The sequence below is a fragment of the Sunxiuqinia indica genome (assembly GCF_009847015.1).
GTDB lineage: Bacteria > Bacteroidota > Bacteroidia > Bacteroidales > Prolixibacteraceae > Sunxiuqinia > Sunxiuqinia indica.
On the sequence record NZ_WVEM01000017.1, the window covers coordinates 1 to 20,577 of the forward strand.

At 38.9% G+C, this 20,577-nt stretch carries 30 protein-coding genes, 2 tRNA genes and 1 pseudogene; 5 read left to right on the plus strand and 28 right to left on the minus strand.

Annotation, left to right across the window (positions count from 1 at the left end):
- Positions 1–274: 274 nt before the first annotated feature.
- The 27 genes from GR929_RS19165 to GR929_RS19295 all read right to left on the minus strand — a co-directional run bounded on the left by GR929_RS19165 (position 275) and on the right by GR929_RS19295 (position 14,907).
- On the minus strand, positions 275–517 hold the full coding sequence (locus tag GR929_RS19165; protein ID WP_159522913.1) for a hypothetical protein: 243 nt from the start codon (positions 515–517) through the stop codon (positions 275–277).
- 87 nt (positions 518–604) lie between these two features.
- Positions 605–847, minus strand: coding sequence for a hypothetical protein (locus GR929_RS19170; protein WP_159522915.1), 243 nt, complete (start codon positions 845–847; stop codon positions 605–607).
- A 195-nt stretch (positions 848–1,042) separates the two neighbouring features.
- On the minus strand, positions 1,043–1,261 hold the full coding sequence (locus GR929_RS19175; RefSeq protein ID WP_159522917.1) for a hypothetical protein: 219 nt from the start codon (positions 1,259–1,261) through the stop codon (positions 1,043–1,045).
- Between the two features lie 215 nt (positions 1,262–1,476).
- Positions 1,477–1,788: a hypothetical protein gene (locus GR929_RS19180; RefSeq protein WP_159522919.1), complete on the minus strand. Its 312-nt coding sequence runs from the start codon at positions 1,786–1,788 to the stop codon at positions 1,477–1,479.
- A 75-nt stretch (positions 1,789–1,863) separates the two neighbouring features.
- A complete protein-coding gene (locus GR929_RS19185; protein WP_159522921.1) occupies positions 1,864–2,259 on the minus strand; it encodes a hypothetical protein in 396 nt (131 codons plus the stop codon).
- Between the two features lie 126 nt (positions 2,260–2,385).
- Complete coding sequence (locus GR929_RS19190; protein ID WP_159522923.1) at positions 2,386–2,613, minus strand: hypothetical protein; 228 nt, start codon at positions 2,611–2,613, stop codon at positions 2,386–2,388.
- A 273-nt stretch (positions 2,614–2,886) separates the two neighbouring features.
- Complete coding sequence (locus tag GR929_RS19195; protein WP_159522925.1) at positions 2,887–3,552, minus strand: hypothetical protein; 666 nt, start codon at positions 3,550–3,552, stop codon at positions 2,887–2,889.
- Positions 3,497–4,246, minus strand: a complete 750-nt coding sequence (locus tag GR929_RS19200; protein ID WP_159522927.1) for a hypothetical protein — start codon at positions 4,244–4,246, stop codon at positions 3,497–3,499. Before GR929_RS19200 ends, GR929_RS19195 begins: the two co-directional genes overlap by 56 nt.
- A gap of 616 nt (positions 4,247–4,862) precedes the next feature.
- Positions 4,863–5,498: a recombination protein NinG gene (locus GR929_RS19205; protein WP_159522929.1), complete on the minus strand. Its 636-nt coding sequence runs from the start codon at positions 5,496–5,498 to the stop codon at positions 4,863–4,865.
- Positions 5,499–5,500: 2 nt separating this feature from the next.
- Positions 5,501–5,908, minus strand: a complete 408-nt coding sequence (locus tag GR929_RS19210; RefSeq protein ID WP_159522931.1) for a hypothetical protein — start codon at positions 5,906–5,908, stop codon at positions 5,501–5,503.
- Positions 5,905–6,429 (minus strand): ASCH domain-containing protein, encoded by a 525-nt coding sequence (locus GR929_RS19215; RefSeq protein ID WP_159522933.1) that lies wholly within the window; start codon positions 6,427–6,429, stop codon positions 5,905–5,907. Before GR929_RS19215 ends, GR929_RS19210 begins: the two co-directional genes overlap by 4 nt.
- Positions 6,430–6,660: 231 nt before the next feature.
- Positions 6,661–7,128 carry a DUF4494 domain-containing protein gene (locus GR929_RS19220; protein WP_159522935.1) on the minus strand — a complete coding sequence of 156 codons (468 nt, stop codon included), beginning with the start codon at positions 7,126–7,128 and terminating at the stop codon, positions 6,661–6,663.
- Between the two features lie 4 nt (positions 7,129–7,132).
- On the minus strand, positions 7,133–7,327 hold the full coding sequence (locus GR929_RS19225; protein ID WP_159522937.1) for a hypothetical protein: 195 nt from the start codon (positions 7,325–7,327) through the stop codon (positions 7,133–7,135).
- On the minus strand, positions 7,324–7,536 hold the full coding sequence (locus tag GR929_RS19230; protein WP_159522939.1) for a hypothetical protein: 213 nt from the start codon (positions 7,534–7,536) through the stop codon (positions 7,324–7,326). The genes GR929_RS19225 and GR929_RS19230 overlap by 4 nt, the downstream gene beginning before the upstream one ends.
- Positions 7,537–7,538: 2 nt before the next feature.
- Positions 7,539–7,925 carry a hypothetical protein gene (locus tag GR929_RS19235; protein WP_159522941.1) on the minus strand — a complete coding sequence of 129 codons (387 nt, stop codon included), beginning with the start codon at positions 7,923–7,925 and terminating at the stop codon, positions 7,539–7,541.
- A 1-nt stretch (position 7,926) separates the two neighbouring features.
- The gene (locus GR929_RS19240) at positions 7,927–8,667 is read right to left on the minus strand and encodes an MBL fold metallo-hydrolase (RefSeq protein WP_159522943.1); all 741 of its coding nucleotides are present in this window, start codon (positions 8,665–8,667) and stop codon (positions 7,927–7,929) included.
- A complete protein-coding gene (gene bet / locus GR929_RS19245; protein ID WP_159522945.1) occupies positions 8,668–9,537 on the minus strand; it encodes a phage recombination protein Bet in 870 nt (289 codons plus the stop codon).
- Between the two features lie 10 nt (positions 9,538–9,547).
- Positions 9,548–11,509: an AAA family ATPase gene (locus GR929_RS19250; RefSeq protein WP_159522947.1), complete on the minus strand. Its 1,962-nt coding sequence runs from the start codon at positions 11,507–11,509 to the stop codon at positions 9,548–9,550.
- Between the two features lie 117 nt (positions 11,510–11,626).
- Entirely contained in the window at positions 11,627–11,905 is a 279-nt protein-coding gene (locus GR929_RS19255; RefSeq protein ID WP_159522949.1) for a hypothetical protein, read from the minus strand.
- Positions 11,902–12,273: a hypothetical protein gene (locus GR929_RS19260; protein WP_159522951.1), complete on the minus strand. Its 372-nt coding sequence runs from the start codon at positions 12,271–12,273 to the stop codon at positions 11,902–11,904. Before GR929_RS19260 ends, GR929_RS19255 begins: the two co-directional genes overlap by 4 nt.
- Before the next feature lie 15 nt (positions 12,274–12,288).
- Entirely contained in the window at positions 12,289–12,564 is a 276-nt protein-coding gene (locus GR929_RS19265) for a hypothetical protein (protein WP_159522953.1), read from the minus strand.
- A gap of 201 nt (positions 12,565–12,765) precedes the next feature.
- Positions 12,766–12,984: a hypothetical protein gene (locus GR929_RS19270; RefSeq protein ID WP_159522955.1), complete on the minus strand. Its 219-nt coding sequence runs from the start codon at positions 12,982–12,984 to the stop codon at positions 12,766–12,768.
- A gap of 2 nt (positions 12,985–12,986) precedes the next feature.
- Positions 12,987–13,092 (minus strand) — tRNA-OTHER (locus tag GR929_RS19275).
- Between the two features lie 471 nt (positions 13,093–13,563).
- A tRNA-Thr gene (locus GR929_RS19280) sits at positions 13,564–13,636 on the minus strand.
- A gap of 134 nt (positions 13,637–13,770) precedes the next feature.
- Positions 13,771–13,971: a helix-turn-helix domain-containing protein gene (locus tag GR929_RS19285; protein ID WP_159522957.1), complete on the minus strand. Its 201-nt coding sequence runs from the start codon at positions 13,969–13,971 to the stop codon at positions 13,771–13,773.
- Positions 13,968–14,702, minus strand: a complete 735-nt coding sequence (locus GR929_RS19290; protein WP_159522959.1) for a phage antirepressor KilAC domain-containing protein — start codon at positions 14,700–14,702, stop codon at positions 13,968–13,970. The genes GR929_RS19285 and GR929_RS19290 overlap by 4 nt, the downstream gene beginning before the upstream one ends.
- 10 nt (positions 14,703–14,712) lie before the next feature.
- Positions 14,713–14,907, minus strand: coding sequence for a hypothetical protein (locus GR929_RS19295; protein ID WP_159522961.1), 195 nt, complete (start codon positions 14,905–14,907; stop codon positions 14,713–14,715).
- A gap of 169 nt (positions 14,908–15,076) precedes the next feature.
- On the opposite strand from GR929_RS19295, the gene GR929_RS19300 reads away from it, so the two are divergent.
- Positions 15,077–15,508 carry a helix-turn-helix domain-containing protein gene (locus tag GR929_RS19300; RefSeq protein WP_159522963.1) on the plus strand — a complete coding sequence of 144 codons (432 nt, stop codon included), beginning with the start codon at positions 15,077–15,079 and terminating at the stop codon, positions 15,506–15,508.
- A 226-nt stretch (positions 15,509–15,734) separates the two neighbouring features.
- Here GR929_RS19300 and GR929_RS19305 read toward each other — a convergent pair whose 3' ends face one another.
- Positions 15,735–16,343, minus strand: coding sequence for a hypothetical protein (locus GR929_RS19305; RefSeq protein WP_235934486.1), 609 nt, complete (start codon positions 16,341–16,343; stop codon positions 15,735–15,737).
- Positions 16,344–16,910: 567 nt separating this feature from the next.
- Between GR929_RS19305 and GR929_RS19315 the strand changes: the two genes are divergently transcribed.
- From GR929_RS19315 to GR929_RS19330, 4 genes and pseudogenes are all read left to right on the plus strand, one after another.
- Positions 16,911–17,294: an ISAon1 family transposase N-terminal region protein gene (locus tag GR929_RS19315; RefSeq protein ID WP_159522969.1), complete on the plus strand. Its 384-nt coding sequence runs from the start codon at positions 16,911–16,913 to the stop codon at positions 17,292–17,294.
- Positions 17,266–18,249, plus strand: a pseudogene (locus GR929_RS19320) (ISAon1 family transposase). The gene GR929_RS19315 and the pseudogene GR929_RS19320 overlap by 29 nt, the downstream one beginning before the upstream one ends.
- A 256-nt stretch (positions 18,250–18,505) precedes the next feature.
- On the plus strand, positions 18,506–19,723 hold the full coding sequence (locus GR929_RS19325) for a site-specific integrase (protein ID WP_159522971.1): 1,218 nt from the start codon (positions 18,506–18,508) through the stop codon (positions 19,721–19,723).
- A gap of 181 nt (positions 19,724–19,904) precedes the next feature.
- Positions 19,905–20,495, plus strand: coding sequence for an RNA polymerase sigma-70 factor (locus GR929_RS19330; protein ID WP_159522973.1), 591 nt, complete (start codon positions 19,905–19,907; stop codon positions 20,493–20,495).
- Positions 20,496–20,577: the final 82 nt, after the last annotated feature.

Sequence of the window (20,577 nt, forward strand, 5' to 3'; positions counted from 1 at the left end):
TAGCCCATAAAACTACACCTGCACATTTAATCAGGATGGAAATCCAATGGAGACTCCAAACTCCCGAAAATTTGAGCAAGCTCATTTTCTCCGTTTTCCGTTCCATACTCGCGAACCATTACCGTGCATTTTGCGCTGAAAATTTTGTGTTTAAAAGAAAAGATACGCAGCGCAAAACGTACCCTTTGGCACGGTAACAATGTACAAACTGCATTGCTATCCGTGCCATTAATAAACTTCATCGGTTTACGAAGAATAAAATTAATTGCCATCGCTATCTGAATGCATCTTTATCTTTTTCAATTGCGGAAATAACTTCCTTAATAGGAGTATTTGCACTGTCCCAGTTTTTATCTGAATGAAGCACCACAAATCCATCGCTTTCTTGAAAAAGAACCGTTATTTCATCATCAAAAAATTCCTGTAACATAGAAGCCATTATCTCGCATTGCCCATGTAATTGGCTCTCGGCTTTTTTAGCCCTTCTAAGTGCGGTACTAAATTTTCTTTTATCCATCGCTATAATTAATTTTATTTGTTTTTCAATTAAAAGTACGTGTAAGTTCGTAACGCAACGACAACTTGTACGAACCGTTGTGTTCAATTATTGAACGATACGTCCGTAACTACCACAAACAGGGCATCCACCACCTTGGCAAGCATAGCAAGGATAAACTTCGCTTACACTTTCAGGGTTCAAGTAGTCAATATGCTTTGATGGTGGTTCGTCAAATATTCCAATCATTATTCCGTGAGGAAATTCCTTTATTTCTGCAAACTCGTAAAATGCACCTGCATAAAACACCTCGTTGCCCTGTTTTAAGTTCTTTGCTGTTTCTATTGTCATATCTTATTTGTTAGGTTCAATGCTTTCAATAACAGTGTACAACACTGTATAAAAAACATTATAACGATTTTTTATTAAAACCGTTAGCGGTTAATTGAAACGTGATTAGTGGCTACGTTTCTTAGCCATATCGGTATAAAAAATACTACTGTGTATCTCGTATCAACTTCGCTGCGTAATTGAAGCAATTAAAAATTACCAACTGCAAATTATGTTTTCACATCCATTAATGGGGTCGGTGTGTAGTGTAAACTTAAAGCCCTCGCGCATTAATTCAGTAACAGCTTCTTGCTTCAAATTATAAAACATCAATGATGTTCCGCCTGTTTTGCTTGTTGATTCAATAAGTTCCAATGCTTGTTTTTTATCCATTTGGTTTTGGATAGCTAATTTTCTTGCCTCGCTCGCATTCATGATTGTAATTTTTAATTAGTACTCGTTTATAATTTTGCGGGTAATTCCCGTACTTTTCATACACAAATCGTTAGCGGTAATGCCTAAAAAGGCTATTGCTAAACTCCAACACTCAAAAAAACAAGGCACATACCGCTAACACGTTGTAAAAACAATACTACATTAGTGGCTCGCATCAACGGTAGTGCATATTTGAAGCAATTAAAAATTAAAGCCTACCCACGCTTCCATTTTAAGAATTGCCATACACTCATTTTCTTAATTTCATCAATGGTAGTTTCTTTTGGTTTTGGGTTTTCAAGGTCTTTAATCCTATTTTCAAGGTCTTTAATCTTATTTTTTAAGTTATCGTTTTTCTTATGAAGTTCTTTTGCCACTTCATCATTTGTATAGTATCTTGTTCTGCTACTTACACCAAAACCAAAAGAATAGTATTCAACCAACACATTGCCATCGGTTATTTCTTTTTTAAAATCTCTAAGTGCGTTATAATCCTCAACGCTCAATAATACTGTGTTTTTGTCCATCGCTTTTTTAATTTTTAATTTGTACTACGTTTATAATTTATCGGGTATTTCCCGTACTGTTCTTACAACCATTCGTTAGCATTCATTAGCCAACACACTTTTTAAAAAATCAACCTGTCTACCATAATCATCAGCTATCTCTTTTAATAAATTCTTAACAGAAGCATTACCGTCATAAATACTGTACAATCCACTTATACTACCTTGCTTTTCTGCAAGTAATCCAATCCTTTTCAAAATCTTATTTTTTAACCCCTCGCTCAAAAACGAAATGCTAACATTTTGTAAAGGTAATGCCGCTGGTGCTTCGATTGAGCCTTTTTCCAACGCTTCAATTAAAGCATTGTGTTTTTCCACCAGTATTCTAAATATTTCTCCTGAGAAGTTCGGCTCTCCGTCCTTTTCATTTAACACCCAATTAAGTTCACTACATTTTGAATCAGTTGTAATTTTTAAGTCTTTTAAATCCATCGCTCTTTAATTGTTAAGTTAGTACTCGTATAAATATTTGTGCGTATTTGTCGCACGATAATTTACACTCAACGTTGTGGCACATTAAAACGATGCTACACCACATAATATAAATAATAAAAATACTTACATTATGTCGTCAATTGTAACATTTTTCACTTTTTGAAATTCGTTGTTAAATGCCACAAAAAACGAGCGTGGCTGTACAACCCTTGGGTTGCTATCAATATAAAACCACCCTCCTGCTACTCTTATTACCTCGAACTCATATGGGTAGCCAGTTCCATTAGTTTTAACTATGGTGCTTTCATGTAAGTCAAGATCGTAAATCGTTTTTTGTTTAATTTCGTTCATTTTATCCGTATTTTTACTATTCATATTATTATTCGGTTAGGGCTGCATTACGTTCGCTCCAAATCATTTCTTATCAGCAAGCACCGGTGACCTTCCGTGTCAATCTTTTCATTGAATATTTGACCGCAATGTCCGCAGTTAAACGGAATAAATGATTCTTCACTCTCTCGAATGTTTTCATTTAATTTTCTTATGTAACTAAATGACTTCATTTTTTTAATCTGATTTCTAATCCTTTTGCTTTGCTGTTTTTTGTAACTCATGATTTTCGGGTTATTTTCTTCTGTTCTTTCCTCCAACCGCAATAACATTGAACATGTGAGGTATCCGGCTTCTGATTGCATCGCCGTAGTACTGTTCGACCTCGTTCATATCGATGTTGGTCGTGCAGTAGGTTTTTAGTCCTGTTTGTTGCCAATATCCGTATCGGGTATGCAAAATGTACTGAATCACATTGCGCTTGGTTCCGAAGTGTACAGATGGTTGTGGTTCGTGACCAATTTCATCAATCGCCATATTAACCGGGCAACCCGAATACCCGTTTTGGTTCGAGGTGTAAAGGTCAAGCTCTCCGGTTTGCTCAAAGTGAAGGGCAATGTCGTTAGCGGTATGAACCTTAAACCCCACGCGAAACTCTCTCAGAAAGGCTGCAAAGATGTAAAGCAATCCACTTTTACCGGTTCCAGGTATTCCCATCATCCAGATTCCTTTAACGGGGTCAAGCGTTCCTTCCTTTCCCAAAAAGTAATCCCAAAGCGATGAAATGATTTCTTTGTTGTCTTTGTCAACGATGAATTTCAGGTCGGGATTGGTTGTTTTTACAAAAGCGTGTGCATGGTTCATGAAAATCCGCTTCAGCTTGTCTTCGTCAAAGCCCTTGAAGTTAGGTACGGACGCTGTAATCTCTTTTTGGCGCAGTAGTTGTTTGAGTTTTTTCATTCTTTCTCCAAACTTTATTTAATTCAATGGCATTTGTAAATGTCAATTTCCAATTAATTGATTTTGATTTTTTCTTTTTCTTTGAATTCCATCCGGCCTCGGTCCCCCAAAAATTTTCTTTTGCTTTTTCTAAACTTAGAAGAATATCGATGTTTGGATGGTAGCGTTCTTGTTTTTCAAGGAAGTCATGATCATTGATCAATTTATCGTATTCTGAATTCATTTCATCGAGATAAATTTCAAAGGAGTTTCGCCATGATAATATTACTTCTTCTTCATTCTTTTCATTCTTATCATTCTTGTTAGGGTTTACTTTCGGTAAAGCTTTCGGTTTACTTTCGGTAAAGTTTTCGGTTTCCTCTTGTTGATATTCCTTCCAGTTTAGCACTGTTAACAGGTGTTTCCTTCGGTTTCCTTTCCCCATATTTTTACGGGTAATCATTTTGTCTTTTTCGAGCATCTTGAAAAACTTAATTGTGGTCGGTTTTGAGCATGAAAATAATGCGGTCCACTTATCAATTGATCGAAAAGATTGTCCGGGATTACAGGTGAAAATATCATCGCCAACAGGAAATTCTACCGACTTGTGGTTTACGTTTAACAGGACGATAAGCCACCATTTAAAATATTTATCATCTTGCCATGTCCAATGATCTTGAACGGCTCGATGTAACTTTATCCATCCTTCTGCCATATTATTTCAGTTTTTCAAATTTTTCACACTTGTCTTTTTTAGGCTCAAATCGTTCTACCTGGTGGTTCTTTAAGCTGTCGTTTTGCTCCGGTAGTTTCAGTAGGTTCATGTATCGCGTACACCGTTTGCGTAAGGTGTACGGGCATTTGGAATTGTTGCAGAGAATCAAAACAGTTTCGATTGCGATTTATCAGTTTTCTTCTTTCTTTTTTTTGTGCTTATCCTTCTTTCGGAGAAGTGTTGACAGGGGGAATTTAGTCTCACAAATATTTCGTCACCTTGTTGGTTTCGCTTAGAGGTACCTATAAAATCAACTGTTGCCGGTACTAAGTACCCGGTAGCAAACGATAAGTGAACTTTATACTGATGTTGGCACCCGGATCGCTTACATGAATCACAGTTGGCATCCAACCATGATAACGCTTCTGATCCGTTGCTGAAGGGTATGTGTTTCTTTTTCATATTACTCTTAAAAATTTACCATGTTTATCGTACTCAAATTGCACCTCTCGCTGATTGTCTGGATAAACAGAGATTGTAGATCCGATTAACGTATTGCAGGAGCTAAAAGGAATCCCAATGTCTAAGAAGTGCTGTTTTGTTTTATCGAGGTCGGTCATTTTTTCCAAGGATCTTTAATGCCTCTTTCCTGAAGAAGCTGTTTGAATTTTGCTTTGTATTCTTCCGCTACCTGGTCGAGCGTTGTTTTGTCGAGCCTGCAGATTTGGTGCTTCTTAATTTCAAGCTCCTGAATGGCTTCCTCTCCGTGTTGTTTTACCAGCCAGTCGCGCATTAAATCCATCCGGCCACCTCCGTATCGGTTATCCTGCAATGACTGAGGACCAACATTTCTAAAATCAAATGCCGTGGCATAGTTGGTTTTAGTCATGTCGCGTGTTTTGATATAATGGCCACACTGACAATTCTTGGTTGTAATGGTCATTCGTTGCCCGGAAGTAGCACAGATCGTAACATTATCTCTGTCGGCATAAAACAAAAGCACGTAGCGGCTAAACCATTTCCATGCAGTTGTAGTGTAGATGTTAAAGTTCTTGGATTTCGATTTTAAGCCGTTTTTAGCCGATTTGGATGTTTTGATAGGTGATTGTGCCAGTAATGCCTTATTACGAGCAATGCGTTTAGCTGATTGCTGTTCTCTCTTCTCATTTTCGCACAGGGGGCAAGCAAAAAGAGGCGAATTATATTTTCGCCTCTTTTCGATGTTGTGGGTTGAACAGGTTGGTGTTTTCATGGCTAAACCTGTTTTAATTTCTCTCCTGTTATTGCTAGGTACAGATTTTGAAGTTGATGGACGTATAGGATATCTACTGGCAATAAAGTATTAACAATTTCATCTTCATCATTTGATTTATCAATCGTTATAAGTTCGATGTTTTTAAATCTATTTCCTCCATAATTGTGTACTTCAAAAATTCCATATACATATTTTGAAGACCCATATCCACATGGTTTTTTCTTAAACCCAAACTTAATCAACCATTCTTCAGTAAGTTTAACTGGCTCTACTTGTTTCGCCCAAAGCGTTCTGTTACCATTACCTTTTACTTGAATGTCATTCCATACTATTGCATGAACAGGAAGAATACCATATTCTGTATTGATTATGTTTCCTCTTATAAATATTGATTCGGTTATTTTCATGGCTCAATAATTTCAGGTGTAAAAAAGCCAAGTTTACCTTTGCATGGAGTGAATGGTAGAGGCTTTGCATTTTCGATAACAAAAGCGTTTGGTCCGGAAAACCACGGAGAATCTGATTTGGTTATAGAGTTAGTAAAAGTTGCAATTCCAATAATTCCACCAGATTGCATCTTTTCATGAACTGGCATTGGAATTGCAACAAGGTGGTCTTTTGTGTATTTGCTTGACCAATTCCACCAATTTTTATCCCAATTTTTCCCCGCATGAATCAAAACATCGCCTCTGAAATTCTTTAGTGTGTTCCGGTTTTCAAGATCTTTGTATCCGTTTGCTATTAGCCAAGCCCACGGTTGTTTAATTGATAGGGCAGGAATTAGTGTCATTTCATCAGCTGGTTCAAATCCACTCACTCCACACGTTTTGCATTTATAGACAAATAATGATGCAAATTCGTTAGACGGTTTGCGAAAGGCAGCCAAGATTGGTTGATTACATTCAGGGCATTTAATGAATTGTTTCATGATTTTTAGCTTTAGGATTTCAATTTGAAAATGAACAAGAGGGGGCTTTCTGCTTTATTTCGGCCACTGTTGCGGTTACCATCACGTGGATTAGACTATTGGCTCAGGACTTACAAAAGAGGCTGATCGATCAGCTGCATTCATACTCATTACTCGACCTTTATTTCGGGTTCATTTTAATTTGTTCCCTGCCCGGAATCGAACCGGACAAGTACACCAGTACAGGGATAATTATTGTTTTTCTTCAAAATCCACCTCTGCGATTTCTTCATCCTTGAAGTAGGGGAATACATCAACAATAGGACTTAAAGCCAGTGCTGTTTCCATAATTGGTACTAAGACATAAGACAGTCCTTTTTCGAGGCGTTGTTGGGCTTGTTTGAGGTCGTCGGCAGCTACCAGGAAGTAGTTGTTTATTTTCTTCTCTTTCCCTGCTTTTTCGTCGATGGTTACCAAGCTTACCTTTGCTTTAAACCAGAATTCACCATCGTCATGCGGGAAAATCTCAATGATGTTCGATTTCTTGATGTTGTCGATCTGGAATTCACCACCACGAACAAGCTGCTGCATTTGCTCAATCATTCTTTTTTCGGCATCGGTAAACGATACGGCATCAATTAAATACCATTCACTAACTTTTCGTTCGCGTCCGTCCTGATCGACTTTGACGTACTTTACTTTTACTTCAAACCATTGCATAGAATTAATTTTTAAGTGATTGTTTTTTGAGATTGACAGCCTGTTTGAATTTAGGCTCGTTATGAAATACCTTCCATTTGAGGTATCTTGAATTAGCTTCTTCCCGGTCGGGTGCCGACTTGATATCACGTACAGCACATTCAAGGGCTTTTATTTTCAGGGATCGGGGGTCAGGATGAAAAACGACTTTGTTCTTCATTGCTCATTCTCTTTCAGGATAAATTCAACATCAACCAGTTTGACCGATTTAAGCAATTGTTTGCTGTAAAAATGCTCAGCTGCTTCCATTGTCGCTGTATTGGCAAAAATGAGCATTGGTTTTTGTGAGGTGTATATTTGCCCGTCGTGAATGGATGCGAATTCTTCCGTGTTTTTGGTGATGAAAGTTTTAAAGGTTCCTTTTTTCATGATCATTGTAATACTTTCATAGTTGATTGGAGGCCGTTTAATTGAGACTTCTTAGCATCCAGAATGCTTATTTTGGCCTTGTATAAGGCTTCCTTTTCCTCTTTTTCAAAACACTCTTTGTAGACAATGCCTCGGGCAATCTTTTCGAGCGACGAAGCTGGCATTGATGCGATTTCAATAATCTCACCGGTTTCTTCATCGGTGAATTCTTTAATCAGCCCGTTTCTGAGTTTCAAGACTGTAATCGTAATTGCCTTGTCGTATTTTGAAATGGCTGTTGCTTTCTTGTTTGCCGCTTCTTCCAGCGAACTTGCAATCAATTCTATCTCGTCATTTTTCCGGTAGATCTTATTGCAGATCTCCGTTATCTCAATTTGCTTATCTGCCATTTTAAGCTCCTTCTTTATTGATATTAATGATTAGTCCTTTCTGTGCCACGTAAACCGGCTTTCCGGTGTGGGCTGTTATTTCCTGTTTGAACTGCCCGGCGTTTGAATTACGGTCGGATAGGTGAAGCAAAACAATATTATTTACGCTTGACAGGTCGTTTGCCGATAATAATTGCTTAGCTGTTTTCAGGCTCATGTGTGAGGTTGTTAATCGTTTTCGCTGCGATGGGTGAACCTTGCCGCCTTTGATGTTTTCGTTTAATATTTCATCGGAGTAGTTCACCTCACAAAGAATGTGATTAAGCTGCTTGAACACGTAGTCGGAATAGAAGGTGTCGGTTAAGAAAATAAGCTTCCCCATTTCAGGATGAAAGACCAAAAACCCAAGTGGTTCCCGACAATCGTGCTGGACATCGAACGGCATAACTTTAAAGTTTCCGACCATGAATTTCCGACCGTGACTGATTACTTTAGGCCGCCTGATTTGCTTAAACTTGATTCCGTCAATTGTTCCTTGTGAAGTATAAACCGGAATTCCCATTCTCAGGTATTGTTCAATGTATCTTGAATGATCGCCATGCTCATGACTGACTACAGCCCCTTTGATGGATGAAATATTAAAGTCAAGTGCCTTTTGAACATCCGAAAACCTGGCTCCGCATTCGATAACCAGGCTTTCGGTGTCATTACTTAAGATGTAGCCATTTCCTTTTGAGCTACTTCCAAGAACTGTTAACTGCATTTAGAAACTTGGTTTATTTTCATTTTTCTCAATAACCAGTTCAAGCTTGTTGGCAATGGCAGCGGCATAAATCTTTTCATCAGTAGTCAACTCTGTGAATTTCACACCAAAATCATCCATTAGTATGGTTCGAGCTTGACCTAATGAAGCTACTTTGAGAAGGCTAAACGATTCCAGTTGTTCATTGACCGGTGTTTCGGGTTCTTCCTCTTCAAAATCAATCGTTTTTTTGTTCGCTTTATCCTTGATTGTTTTTTTTGATAGATCCTCGTAGTCTACATCTTCAATGTTTGATTCTTCTGGAGTATACATCGCTCCAAGCTGAGTCGGGAACGCTTCTCTTAAAGCCTGTACTTTGGCAACCTTAGAAATCATGGTGCTTTTCTTTTCGTTCCAAGTCGATTGCTTTTTATCGTATTCGTCTAGCGAAACACGAGCAATAACAGGATATTCACGGTCAGCCCGGTAAACTTTAGCCCATCCACCGACAAGCTTGTCTTCCGGCATCTTAAAGCATCCCTCCACTTCCTGTACTTCTCCATCACGAACAATGATGATTCCGGCCTGAATGCCTTTGTAATTATCACATGAGTCGGCTCTTTTCATCAATGCCTCTTTGCTGACAATCATCTGTGCCGGCTTATCTCCAAACTTCACCAAATAGGCTTCGTTCAAAAACGGGTTAAGCTGGTTGTATTTGCAAACGCTGATGAATTGGGTCAAATCCTGATCGGATACGTTGCCACTTCCTTTTGTTAGGAAGTTACGAACGATTGCATAAGACAGCTTTACATCCTGTCCAGCTACTTGATAAACGATTGATCCACGTTCTTTGTCAGTTGTGGCCGGGGTGTTTGAATTCTGTGTCATAATCTTTTTATTATTCTACGGTTAATACTTTATGTTTTTCACTTACAATAAGCTTTATCAGCTGCGCCCCGGTATTGGGTAGCGTAGTCACACTTTCAGAGTTGTCTACAAAAATTGGCAGGGTAATTCCGTAGTGTTGATTCAGCACGTTGATAATTTCAATGCCTGACTGTATTTGCGCTGCATTGTTGGCAGCAGGAAAAGGAACCCCATCGATTAAAGTCAGACAGGTTTCTTTTAGTCCACCGTTAATCTGATCTTCAAACATTTTGAACTTCACCGATGGGAAAAGATCATTCACCCGGCTTTCGAGTGCATTGACTTTAGCCCGTGTGAATTGCTCGGACAGGTATTCATCGCGCTCCCATTGTGATAGTTCGTTGGCTAATTTTGTTTCCTGTTTTTCCAGTTCAGCCTTACGTTCCTGAGCTTTTTTGATCTGATCCCGGATGTCAAGTTGTGATTTAAATTGATCAAGACTTGCAACTAACGTTTTCTTCTCGGCTTGCAGTTCTGTGGTCTGCCCATCTTCCGGCTTCTGCGGAGGATCGTTTTCGATTGATTCCTTCCGGGCTTTCAGTTCAGTGTAAAGGCTGTTTTCTGACAGAATGGATTGAACATCTTTAACTCCTGTTGGAGTATTTTCAAGCTCTTTTAATTGTGCTTCGATTGGTTTGACTTGTTCTTGATATTCGCTGATCTTCTTCAGCAACCGATCTTTGGTTTGCCTGATGGTTTCCAGTTCATTTTTATAAGCTAAGCCCTGTTTATTGATCTGCTCTAACTTATTGGCCTTATTGGTGTTGAAGTTGGCTTGCATTTCAGATACTTGCTTCTGAATATCTCCCGGCTCGTACTCACGCTTACAGGTAGGGCAGGAAAATTCATTTTCATCAAGAACCAGCTCTTTTTTGCTTTCCTCTCCATACTGAATCCTTAGCTGATCTTGCTTAATAATGATCTGCTCGGCTTTTGAATCTTCGTGTTTTAGTGTTGACTGATCTGTTTCAATGGCCTGATTCAGTTCGCGGATTTGCTTTTTCAGGGCGTAAACACTTTCGTTTCGTTCGTTTTCTCCTTTTTGGTTATGCTCGGTAGCCTTTTTTTCAATCTCCCAGAGCTGTGTTTTTAAATCAGAAATAGATTGTTGCCAATTGGCAAACACGGTATTAAAGTGAGTGAGGCTTCCAGTTTTGGAATTGATCAGTGAATCAAGCTCTGAAATTCTCGATTCAGTATCCTTAATCTTTTGCTCGATGGCTGCATAGTCTGGTTCTTCCGGTGTGTTTCGGTCGATTTCATCCAAGCGAACAGGGATTAACTCTAATTCCTGCTTGATTTTGCGCTTCTGCTCCTTGATTTGCGCTTCGTACTCTTTAAGTGACTTACCAGTTAGCTTGTCGATCAAGTCCTGAAATTTGGAGTTCTGAGCCAATAAGTCAGTGTTTGAAATTTCACCAACAATGTCAATCAGTATTCCCCTACGTTCTTCCCAATGCAAAGAATTAAAAAACAATGGATTGGTTAGGGTTTTAAAGCCTGATTCCTCACCGAACACCTCTTTTACTTTTGCGGTGAAGTCGGCCAGTTTCATGGGAACATCATTCCACCAAAGATCAGTAACATGGCCGGTAAGTTCTTCATTTTTCTCTCCTCGCTTCTTGGTCCACTTTTCTTTGTAGATTCGTTTCAGGCTGATTTCAATTCCATCGACATCGAGCAAGCAGGAAACTTCGTGTTCTAACTTGTGAATAGGATTGTTGTTTTCATCAAGGGTTTTAATCTCGTAGTCCTTCCGGTCCTGCAAGTCTTTGCCCCACAGCAACCAGGTAAAAGCAGCCGCAAGGGTTGTTTTTCCTGTGCGATTATCACCAGAGATGTTTGTAATAGCCGGGCTTGGAGCCAGCGTGAAATTCTTTGCCTTTTTGAAATTCCGCAATACGAGTTGATTAATCGTTATTTTTCGTGTCATTTTTAATATCTGTTGAAATGTTTATAATATCTTGAATAGTAAGGTCGCGTTTGAATTTGTAAATCCTGAAAAAATGCCCCTTGTGAAATACTTTAGCGGTGTATTTAAAGTAATCGACTAAGGCGTAGGTGTCGGAGGAGATTCTGAAGTAGTCTTCATACATAATTCAGGATGACTTAGTTTCAGGTTTTCGGACAACATAGATCCGGTTAGTTTTTTAAATTTTAGCAGGTATTTCTCGGGCGTTGAGAACTGGTATTTGGCCCGTTCTTTCTTAACCTCGATAGAGTAGGGCATTTCATTATTACTTGGAGCTTTTATGCGCTTTCGTTTAAGAACTTTCTTGTCTTCGCGCGCCATGTTGCGGGAGGTTTGAATAAGATCAATTTTACTCATGATGTGGTATTTTGTTTAGTGAATGTTCCATCTTCTGCCCGTGGCTGATCGGCTCGTGATATTTTCCTGTTAAGTTCATCGTTAAGCTTCATAAGTGTTGCATTTAATTGCTTTGAAACAGCATAATTTGCTTCTACTTCATCAAGCTGTTGTTGGGCTAGTGTTACCTTGATAGCTTCAAATTCGCAGTCCAGGTTAGCTTGTGTAAGCTCCATGTTCATCGATTTAAGCTGTTTTCTCTGCTTATTTTTCTCCTGATTCAATTCCCTGACTCTTTTTTTCAGGAACAGGTTTGTTGTGAACAGATTCGCGCTAAGTATAATTAGTGCAATAAGAACTGCTCCTAAAATAATTTGCTGTGTCTCCATTTTTGTATCGATTTATTAGTTAGGAAATATGACTGTTTGATCGCCTTTAGGGTGTGCCGGATCGTAATAAACTTCGTATTTGAAAGAAGTGTATTCTATTTTATTTTGATCGGTTAGTTTTTTAATTTTTGAAATTCGCTCCGCTTTTTTAGTTTGATTGTAACGGGTAAGAGCCGACATTTCAGAATGATCTTTCCGGTCTTTCCGGATGGCGATAATCATAGCGACAACAAACAGGGCAACCAGTATTAATCCCCACATGTTTTCTGGTGTTAATTCATTTGTATTCATATCATTTAGTGTTTAGAAATTGTCTGTAAAAAAAGACCGCCCCTCTGGACGGTCTTTAAAACCAAAAATCAACTAACCTAACCATCACCCTTTGGTGATTGAGCCGGAAAGAGGATTCGAACCTCAATAAGCACAATGGTCCTTATGCTTTCATCCCCGTTGGATGTCCGGTATGTACCCCGAACTTAATCGGGGCTTCAATTACGCTGCTACTTTAGCTTCGTAATCAAACATTTGAATTGTTTTGCCTGTTATGGCTGATTTGTTCTCTGTTATTCCTAATTGCTGCCTGTCAAAACCAAGCACCCCCTCAGCCAGTTTTAAGTGTTTTTGGCAACCACCAACTTTTAATTGGCACGTGTGGAGGTGGCGGGGATCGAACCCGCGTCCAAACAGTTTCAAAATAACTTCATCGAACAAAGTGGAGCAGGTTGGATTCGAACCAACGACTGGCTTTGCACTGTTTTTAGAGTTCACTAGGGACTTCCAACCCATGCTTCACCCCTCTCGCCTCTGAGGTACTGCCCCATAACCGCACCGAAGTGCGGCATTCAATCAGGGAATCTAAGTTGTCGGTATGGTGGCCGAAAAATCAACTTAGTACAATCTAGAACAATGTTTTAATATCATCGGGGAAGCTATTCCATTGATCAGATGGAAGGGTAATCTCATTATCAGTTTCAACTATCTTAAGCTAATTGAAAATCAAACTCAATTACTTTTCACTTCCCCTTTTCTCATTTAAGGTTGTGGCTGTCTGCAATCAAATGCTACGGTAGAGCCGGACAGCCTTTTAGTCTATATCATTAATCCAACCACCGTGAGTAATCAGCGACTACCTGTTATTTCAGTCCGTTGGATTAATTCGTTACTTTTTATCCTAGTTTTCTAGTCTCAAGGTGCTTTTCCGGTTTCCCATCTATTGAGCAATGAAATTCGGTTCTAAGTGACCGCTTTACCTTTTCCCGTATATTCTAGTTCGGGTTCTAGTTTTTATTGAGCCGGAAAGAGGAATCGAACCCCCGACCCGCGCAGTACAAATGCGCTGCTCTACCAATTGAGCTATTCCGGCATTTCCCCCACCGCCAAAGCAATGGGGGAGGTATTTAGAAATTCAAATAGAATGATAGAATGGTATCAATCGAGAAAACCATTCAACTCGGTAGAACGCATGCCCGTTATTTGCAGCCAGGACAAGAAGGCTGTTTATAGTTGTGCTTTCCAGTATCTTTTTATCTCGTCGCCTTTGTAAAACTTGCGGCCGTTTGATCTTCTGATTCCGCATTTGATCGCCATTTCGTCGGTATGTCGTTGCAATGTTTTGCGGTGAATGCCTAAAATCTTACATGTTTCGGTTACCGAATACCTTCCTGTTTCGGCTACTTCCGGTTCAAGTGGTGTAATCATGAAGCTTGCTGTTTAGAGTTCAGGAATTTGTTAATGAAGTATTGCTGTCCTTTGCCCGTCACCCTGGTCGTGAATGAGGTAATGGTCCGGTCTGCTGTTGTCTTTACAAACTCGTCGAGCTTAAACAGTCCCATTTCAATATATCGTTGTGCCGGCCTGTTGTAGTAATCTCCTTTTGAAAGGAGGTAGCCGTTTTCGCGCATCCACTTAAAAAGCCTGTTTTGCCCGATGTCGATTCCGTTTTGGTTGATTATTTTGGCTAAATCAGCAATCAGTATTGTTTTTGCCGATACGCTCACCGAATCAGCAAACAGTACTTTAGGTTTTTGCTCGGCAATCATCTTGTTTTTTAGCTCAATTTCTTCTTGTTGCGCTGCAGCCAGTTTAAGAGCTTCGGCAAAGGTGTTCGGAATTTGAAATTGCTTAACCAGTTGGCGGTATTCATTTTCCTTTTCAATAAAGTATCGGCGGGCTAGTCGGCCTCTGTCGTTATTCTCAACCATGCACAACTCTTTAGCCATGTCGGTTGTAATTGCATATTCAGTTGTTTTTGAACGATTCACAATTTTGTGAAACGTAGTATAGTCCTGACCGTCAATGAATCCGTATTGCGAAATGCGCTGCTTGATCCAGTCGGCAAATTGTCGTTTGCTTCCAAGAAATGCATGAAGTTCTCTTGCGCTGACAACTTTTTGCCCTTTATGTTCGTGTATTTTGATTAATTCGGTCATAATACTGCATTTATGCAATCTTGGTTACCTTCAACATATTATTTGATTTATCCTTTTTAGTGGTAAAATCAGAAGAAGATTCAGTTTTTAGCTGCTGAATTGTAGCTCTCACCGACGTAACCCTTGACAACGGGAATTCAGCCGTATCGTATAGATTCATGCCTTTAAGGGTAGGGGCGATAGGGGTTTTTACTGGTTTTTGCATAACAACATTTTTTTCCATACCTTTATTTCTTTCTTTAGTTAAATGATTTGTAGATTTACAATTTAATTCGTTCTTTCTTTTTCAAAAGTATAAACAAAATGCAATCTACAAAACAAAATGCAATATTTAATATTAACAAAAAATTGTTAATAACTAGTAATTCATTGAAATGAAGGATGATATAAAAGACAGGGTTATTGCAGTGATGCATTATTTTGACTGCAATAATGCACAGTTCTCCCAAAAGGTTGGGCTTAATAACAATACGACTATCGGCAGAATTATTAAAGGGGACACCCGCCCGAGCTTTGACGTGCTGTATAAAATATTGTCAACTTTCCCGGATCTTGACGCAAATTGGCTTATCCTTGGCCGTGGTAAAATGTTTTTACATGCAGAGAATAAAACTGAAGTTAATGAACCTATTCCTGCTTATGGGTCCAATGATGGTAATGAAATTGAGATTCAGGAAATCAAGCTTGATATTTTGAAGTTAAAGCGTCAGGTCAATATCATTAATAAATTTGTTGAAGCGAATGAGCTTCTTGACCACCTTAAATCAATTAAAGAAAGTGCCAGTAAGCCCAATGTTGGCAAGTAGGCTTTTGGGTAGCGGTAAGTCTTCATTTTCGTGCATTATCTTTAAAAGTTCCGACTTAATTTCGACAATTATCTTTTCATACTCGCCTATGGTTTCATCGGTGAGTTGATTACCTTTTTCCAAATGTTCCGATATCTCCCTCAGTCTAAGGGTTAATTGTTCTAGTCTCTCCATTTTAAAAACCGTTAAAAATTAGTGGTAGAATAGTCCCTTCCCCAAGAGCCACTTATTTTTTATGATTTCTTTTCTGGTGTAAGTTCTTCTCAATGCTGTCGATATCTTCAGCAAGCATATTGATTACATTTGACTTATAAACTGATCTATGCTGAATTAAGTATCTGATTCGGTATAAAATGATTAACACGATTAATGCGACAGGTATTACCAATATCCACTCCCATTCATCAACTTTGGCAATGCTTGGGTCAAAAGCTCCCCATGTTCTGAATACCTGGTGTGCGAAAGCAACAATAAATCCGTGTGCATAGTATTTATTGATGTGCAAAAAAGCCAGCAGTGCCAATAATGCAGTTGCAATCCTGGTTGATGCATGATAAACAAACAACCTCGCAGAAGTAAAACCGTGACTTGATATCGTGAATATACCGACATCGAACGAGTCGGTTCCATTTGGAATTGAATAGGTAAAATAAATAATAAATGTCACCAGCATGGTTATTATGTTGGTGAATAATATCCGGTAAAAAACTGGGGACCGAAAGTGAATTCCATCGGCCACCAATCTTTTAATTGATTTTCTCCAGTTATTATAATACTTCTGGCTCAGTAAGTTCGTCCTTGTTGATAAGAACTTTTCGGGTTTCTGGTTTTTCATCAAATTCATCGTCTTTCTCGCATGATGTAAAACAAATGCTTGTTACAAATAGAACTAAAAATAAAAAAAATACCTTTTTCATGATTCGAAATTTTTATGATTAAAAATGTAGAACCATGAAATTAAGCAATCGAATTGAAAAAAAAGTGGTGTTTTTGTTAAAAACGAAATCAAATATAAACAGATTTATTAACAAAGTAGTTGCATAAAAGCTATTCTGTAACATATATGTTTATTTCTTTATTGTTCGCCTATGTTCAGGGTAGTTATTATTTTTGCACGTGTCATGCAAAATACATGCAAAAATAAATAATGAAAATGTAACAATCAGTAATAGAATTGAATGCAGTGGTGATCATCCTGCTTTGGGAGCAGGGGGTCCCAGGTTCGAATCCTGGTATCCCGACAGAATGGGAAATCAAAGAAAGTCAAAAGCCTGTAAATTGTATGATTTACAGGCTTTTTTGATTTTAGCCATATCAATTCATATCAGAAAATATGGATCACTTTAAAAAGTTGTGGAAATAATAAAAAGTTAGAGATTTGTGTCTTTTTTAGAAGATACAAATGACGTCACAGAACGACCACTATTTTGGCTTAATTAAGCTGATCTTACCAGAAGAATTATTCGATTATTTTGAGTTGACCAACGTTGAAGTTCAGGGCAAGCAGGTCCATGTTTATCTTGAAGAGGCTGATGAGAAACCGGCAGGCTATGAGGGGAAAAAACTAATTTCCAAAGGCTTTCATTCTCCTGTTACGATCCAGGACTTTCCCTTACGTGATAAAGCTATGTTTTTGCATATCAGGCGAAGAAGATGGCTGGTCGAATCCTCCGGTCAGGTGATCAGCCGCGATTGGAATACTATTGCTAAAGGTACCCGCATGACCAAAGGTTTTGCGGCTTTTTTAAAAGGATTATTTGGACAATTACCCCATCAGCAGCAATAGTCTGGATAAGTTTTATTCAATCAATGGCAACCAGTTCGGCCAGCAATACAAAGAGCATTTAAGTGATTATCGCCATTGGGAACAGAAAGCACATGCAGATGATTGGATCCTGTTTCCAGGGAACCTTGGTTCAAGGTTGAGTATTGACGAAACATCCTTGTCGAACGGAGAGTTATACACCATTGTGACCAACAAAGCAGCCAAAGGAAAGCGCGGTGTTTTAGTGGCCATGATCAAAGGTACCAAAAGCCAGGAAGTTGTTGCTGTTTTGAAAAAGATACCGGAAAAGTTGCGCCGCAAGGTTGAAGAAATCACCCTTGACATGGCCGGATCGATGAACCAGATTGCCCGACAATGTTTTCCCCGTGCAACAAAAGTAGTCGATCGGTTTCATGTCCAGAAACTGGCTTACGATGCCCTGCAGGAAATGCGTATTGCCCATCGCTGGGATGCCATTAATGAAGAAACCAATGCCCTGGACAATGCCCGCTAGGAAAAGCGGGAATACGTCCCTTTACGGTTTGAAAACGGCGATACCAAAAAGCAACTGCTGGCCCGTAGCCGATATCTATTGTTCAAATCTGCAGAAAAATGGAGCCCATCTCAAAGGCAAAGAGCCCGGATACTTTTTGCACAATACCCGGACATCCAAAAGGCTTTTTGTTTGACCCATCAATTAAGACTAATCTTCTCGAAAGCAAAAGACAAAGCAAGCGCTTACACCAAACTGGCCAGACGGTACAACGATGTGACAGAATCAGGATTCAAAGTATTCAATACCATCTCTGCAACCATCTACACGCATTACAAAGAAATCCTGAACTTCTTTGACAATCGGAGTACCAACGCTTCTGCAGAATCGTTCAATGTTAAATTGAAAGCTTTTAGAGCAACCTTGAGAGGAGTGACAGACACCAACTTTTTCCTGTACAGAGTAGCTAAGATATTTGCCTGAAAAATAATCTCCACAGAAATTTAAAGTGATCCGTAAATATCACAATTCAGGTGAGTTAAACGGTGAGTCTTTTTTTATTTTACCATTGAACTCACCAGAAGGGATTAATCGTTTGTTTTTCAGCTGTTAGCAAAGGTAGATTTTGTAATTATAAAGCATGCTTTTTGACCGGTTTTGGTAAATTCCGGTGAGTCTTTTGACCTTGTTTTTCAACTGAAGCAGTTAAAACGGATTAAACCGATAAAAATTTAATGATATGAAAACAACCCACACCTTTGGTATCCAGTTCATTATCCGGACCGGCAAAAAGGACAAAGACAAGGGGCTGGTTTACGCCCGGATTACTGTGGAGACCCGCAGGATCGAGATTTCCCTGAAGAAAACCATCGCAGTTGAAGAATGGAATAAAGCTCGTGGAATGGCCAAGGGCTTTAGTCCGGAAGCCAAAAAATTTAACAGTTATCTGGAGCATGTCCGTTCGCAACTAACAGATGCTTACCGGGAGTTGCAGATCAACAAATTGAAGATTACCCCGGAAAATATTAAAGCGCTTTTCCTGGGCGATTCTGACGAACATACACTGATCGAACTGGTAGATTATCACAATACCACTCAAGCCAGTGTCCTTTCCCTAGGGACGATGAAAAATTACCGGACTACAAAAAAGTACCTGGAACGGTTCCTTAAAAAGAAATTCAATGCTTCGGATATTTATCTGGTACAGGTCAACTACAAGTTTATCACTGATTTTGAATATTTCCTGAGAAATTACCAACCGTTGGATCATCAGAAGCCAATCGGGAATAACGGGGTGATGAAACACCAGGAACGATTTCGCAAAATGATTAACCTGGGGTTTCGCCTGGGCTGGATAACTCAGAACCCGTTTGATTCTTATAAATTGAGCTTTCGTAAGGTTGATCGTGGATTTCTAACGGAAAGAGAACTACATGCCATTGAAAACAAAAAGTTCAAAGTCGAACGGTTACAAATTGTGAGGGATGTTTTTATTTTTAGTTGCTACACCGGCCTTTCTTATATCGATGCCATTAACCTGAGGACTGATGAAATCAACTTGGGGATCGATGGCCAATATTGGATCTTTTCAAAACGACAAAAGACAGATACGAAGCTGAGAATTCCGCTTTTACCAAAAGCACTGGAAATAGCAAACAAGTGTCAGAAACATCCCAAATCAATCAGCAGGGAGAAGATATTTCCATTAATCTCAAACCAGAAGTTGAACAGCTATTTAAAAGAAATTGCCGACTTATGCGGAATAAAAAAGAACTTGACTTTTCATTTGGTCCGTCACACTTTTGCAACCACAGTTACCTTGAGCAATGGTGTCCCAATTGAAACAGTTAGTCAGGTGTTGGGACATAAAAGCATTTCTACCACTCAGATTTATGCAAAAGTATTGGAAAAGAAGATCAGTGAGGATATGGGAATGCTCAAGTTGAAGCTGAGATAACAAATTTTGCTATTACTCCGCTCAGGCATATTGGCCCTATATTATCCGGATCAATTACGTTCCGGTATCAATGACAAAGAAGGCGAAGTAGCTGATCGAAAAATGAGATTCCTTGCCGGATGGATTGATTAGACTAAGTTTTGTTTTTTTGTTAGTTTTGTCACACCTGGAATTAATTGAAATGACTGAACCCGAAGCACAACTTGTAAAGAAAATTATGAATGGCGACGATGTTGCCTTTAAAGTTCTCTACAATAAATATTTTCCAAGGCTGTATTATTTCATTTACGAGTTCGTTCGTATAGATGATATCGCGGAGAATATTGTCCAGGATACATTTGCAACGTTTTGGGAGAAACGGCAAACCTTAAAGGAGGATATGAATGTCAGTTCTTACTTATATTCTGTTGCAAGGAACAATTGTTTATACCGGCTTCGGGATCAACGCTACAGACAAAAACTATTCACCTCGGGCTTAGCCGCTCCGAATGAATTGAACCAAAATCTAAGAGCTTTAGATGCAATTGACACGTCAGTCCTGGTTTTTAACGAGATTGAGCAAATCGTCGATAGAACGTTGGAAGATTTACCTCCTCAGTGCAAAAAGGTATTTATGCTGAGCCGGTTCGAAGGAATGAAAAACAGGGAAATCGCAGAGGAACTCAATATTACGACTAAAGCGGTTGAAGGGCATATAACCAGAAGCCTGAAAATATTTAAATCAACATTAAAAGATTACCTCCCATTGGTGACCTATATTTTTATTTCATAACATTCTGCTTTTGAGAATAATAAGCTGTTTCTTGCATTTTTATTCAAACTTTTTTTGAAATTTCATATAGGGTAAATTCAAT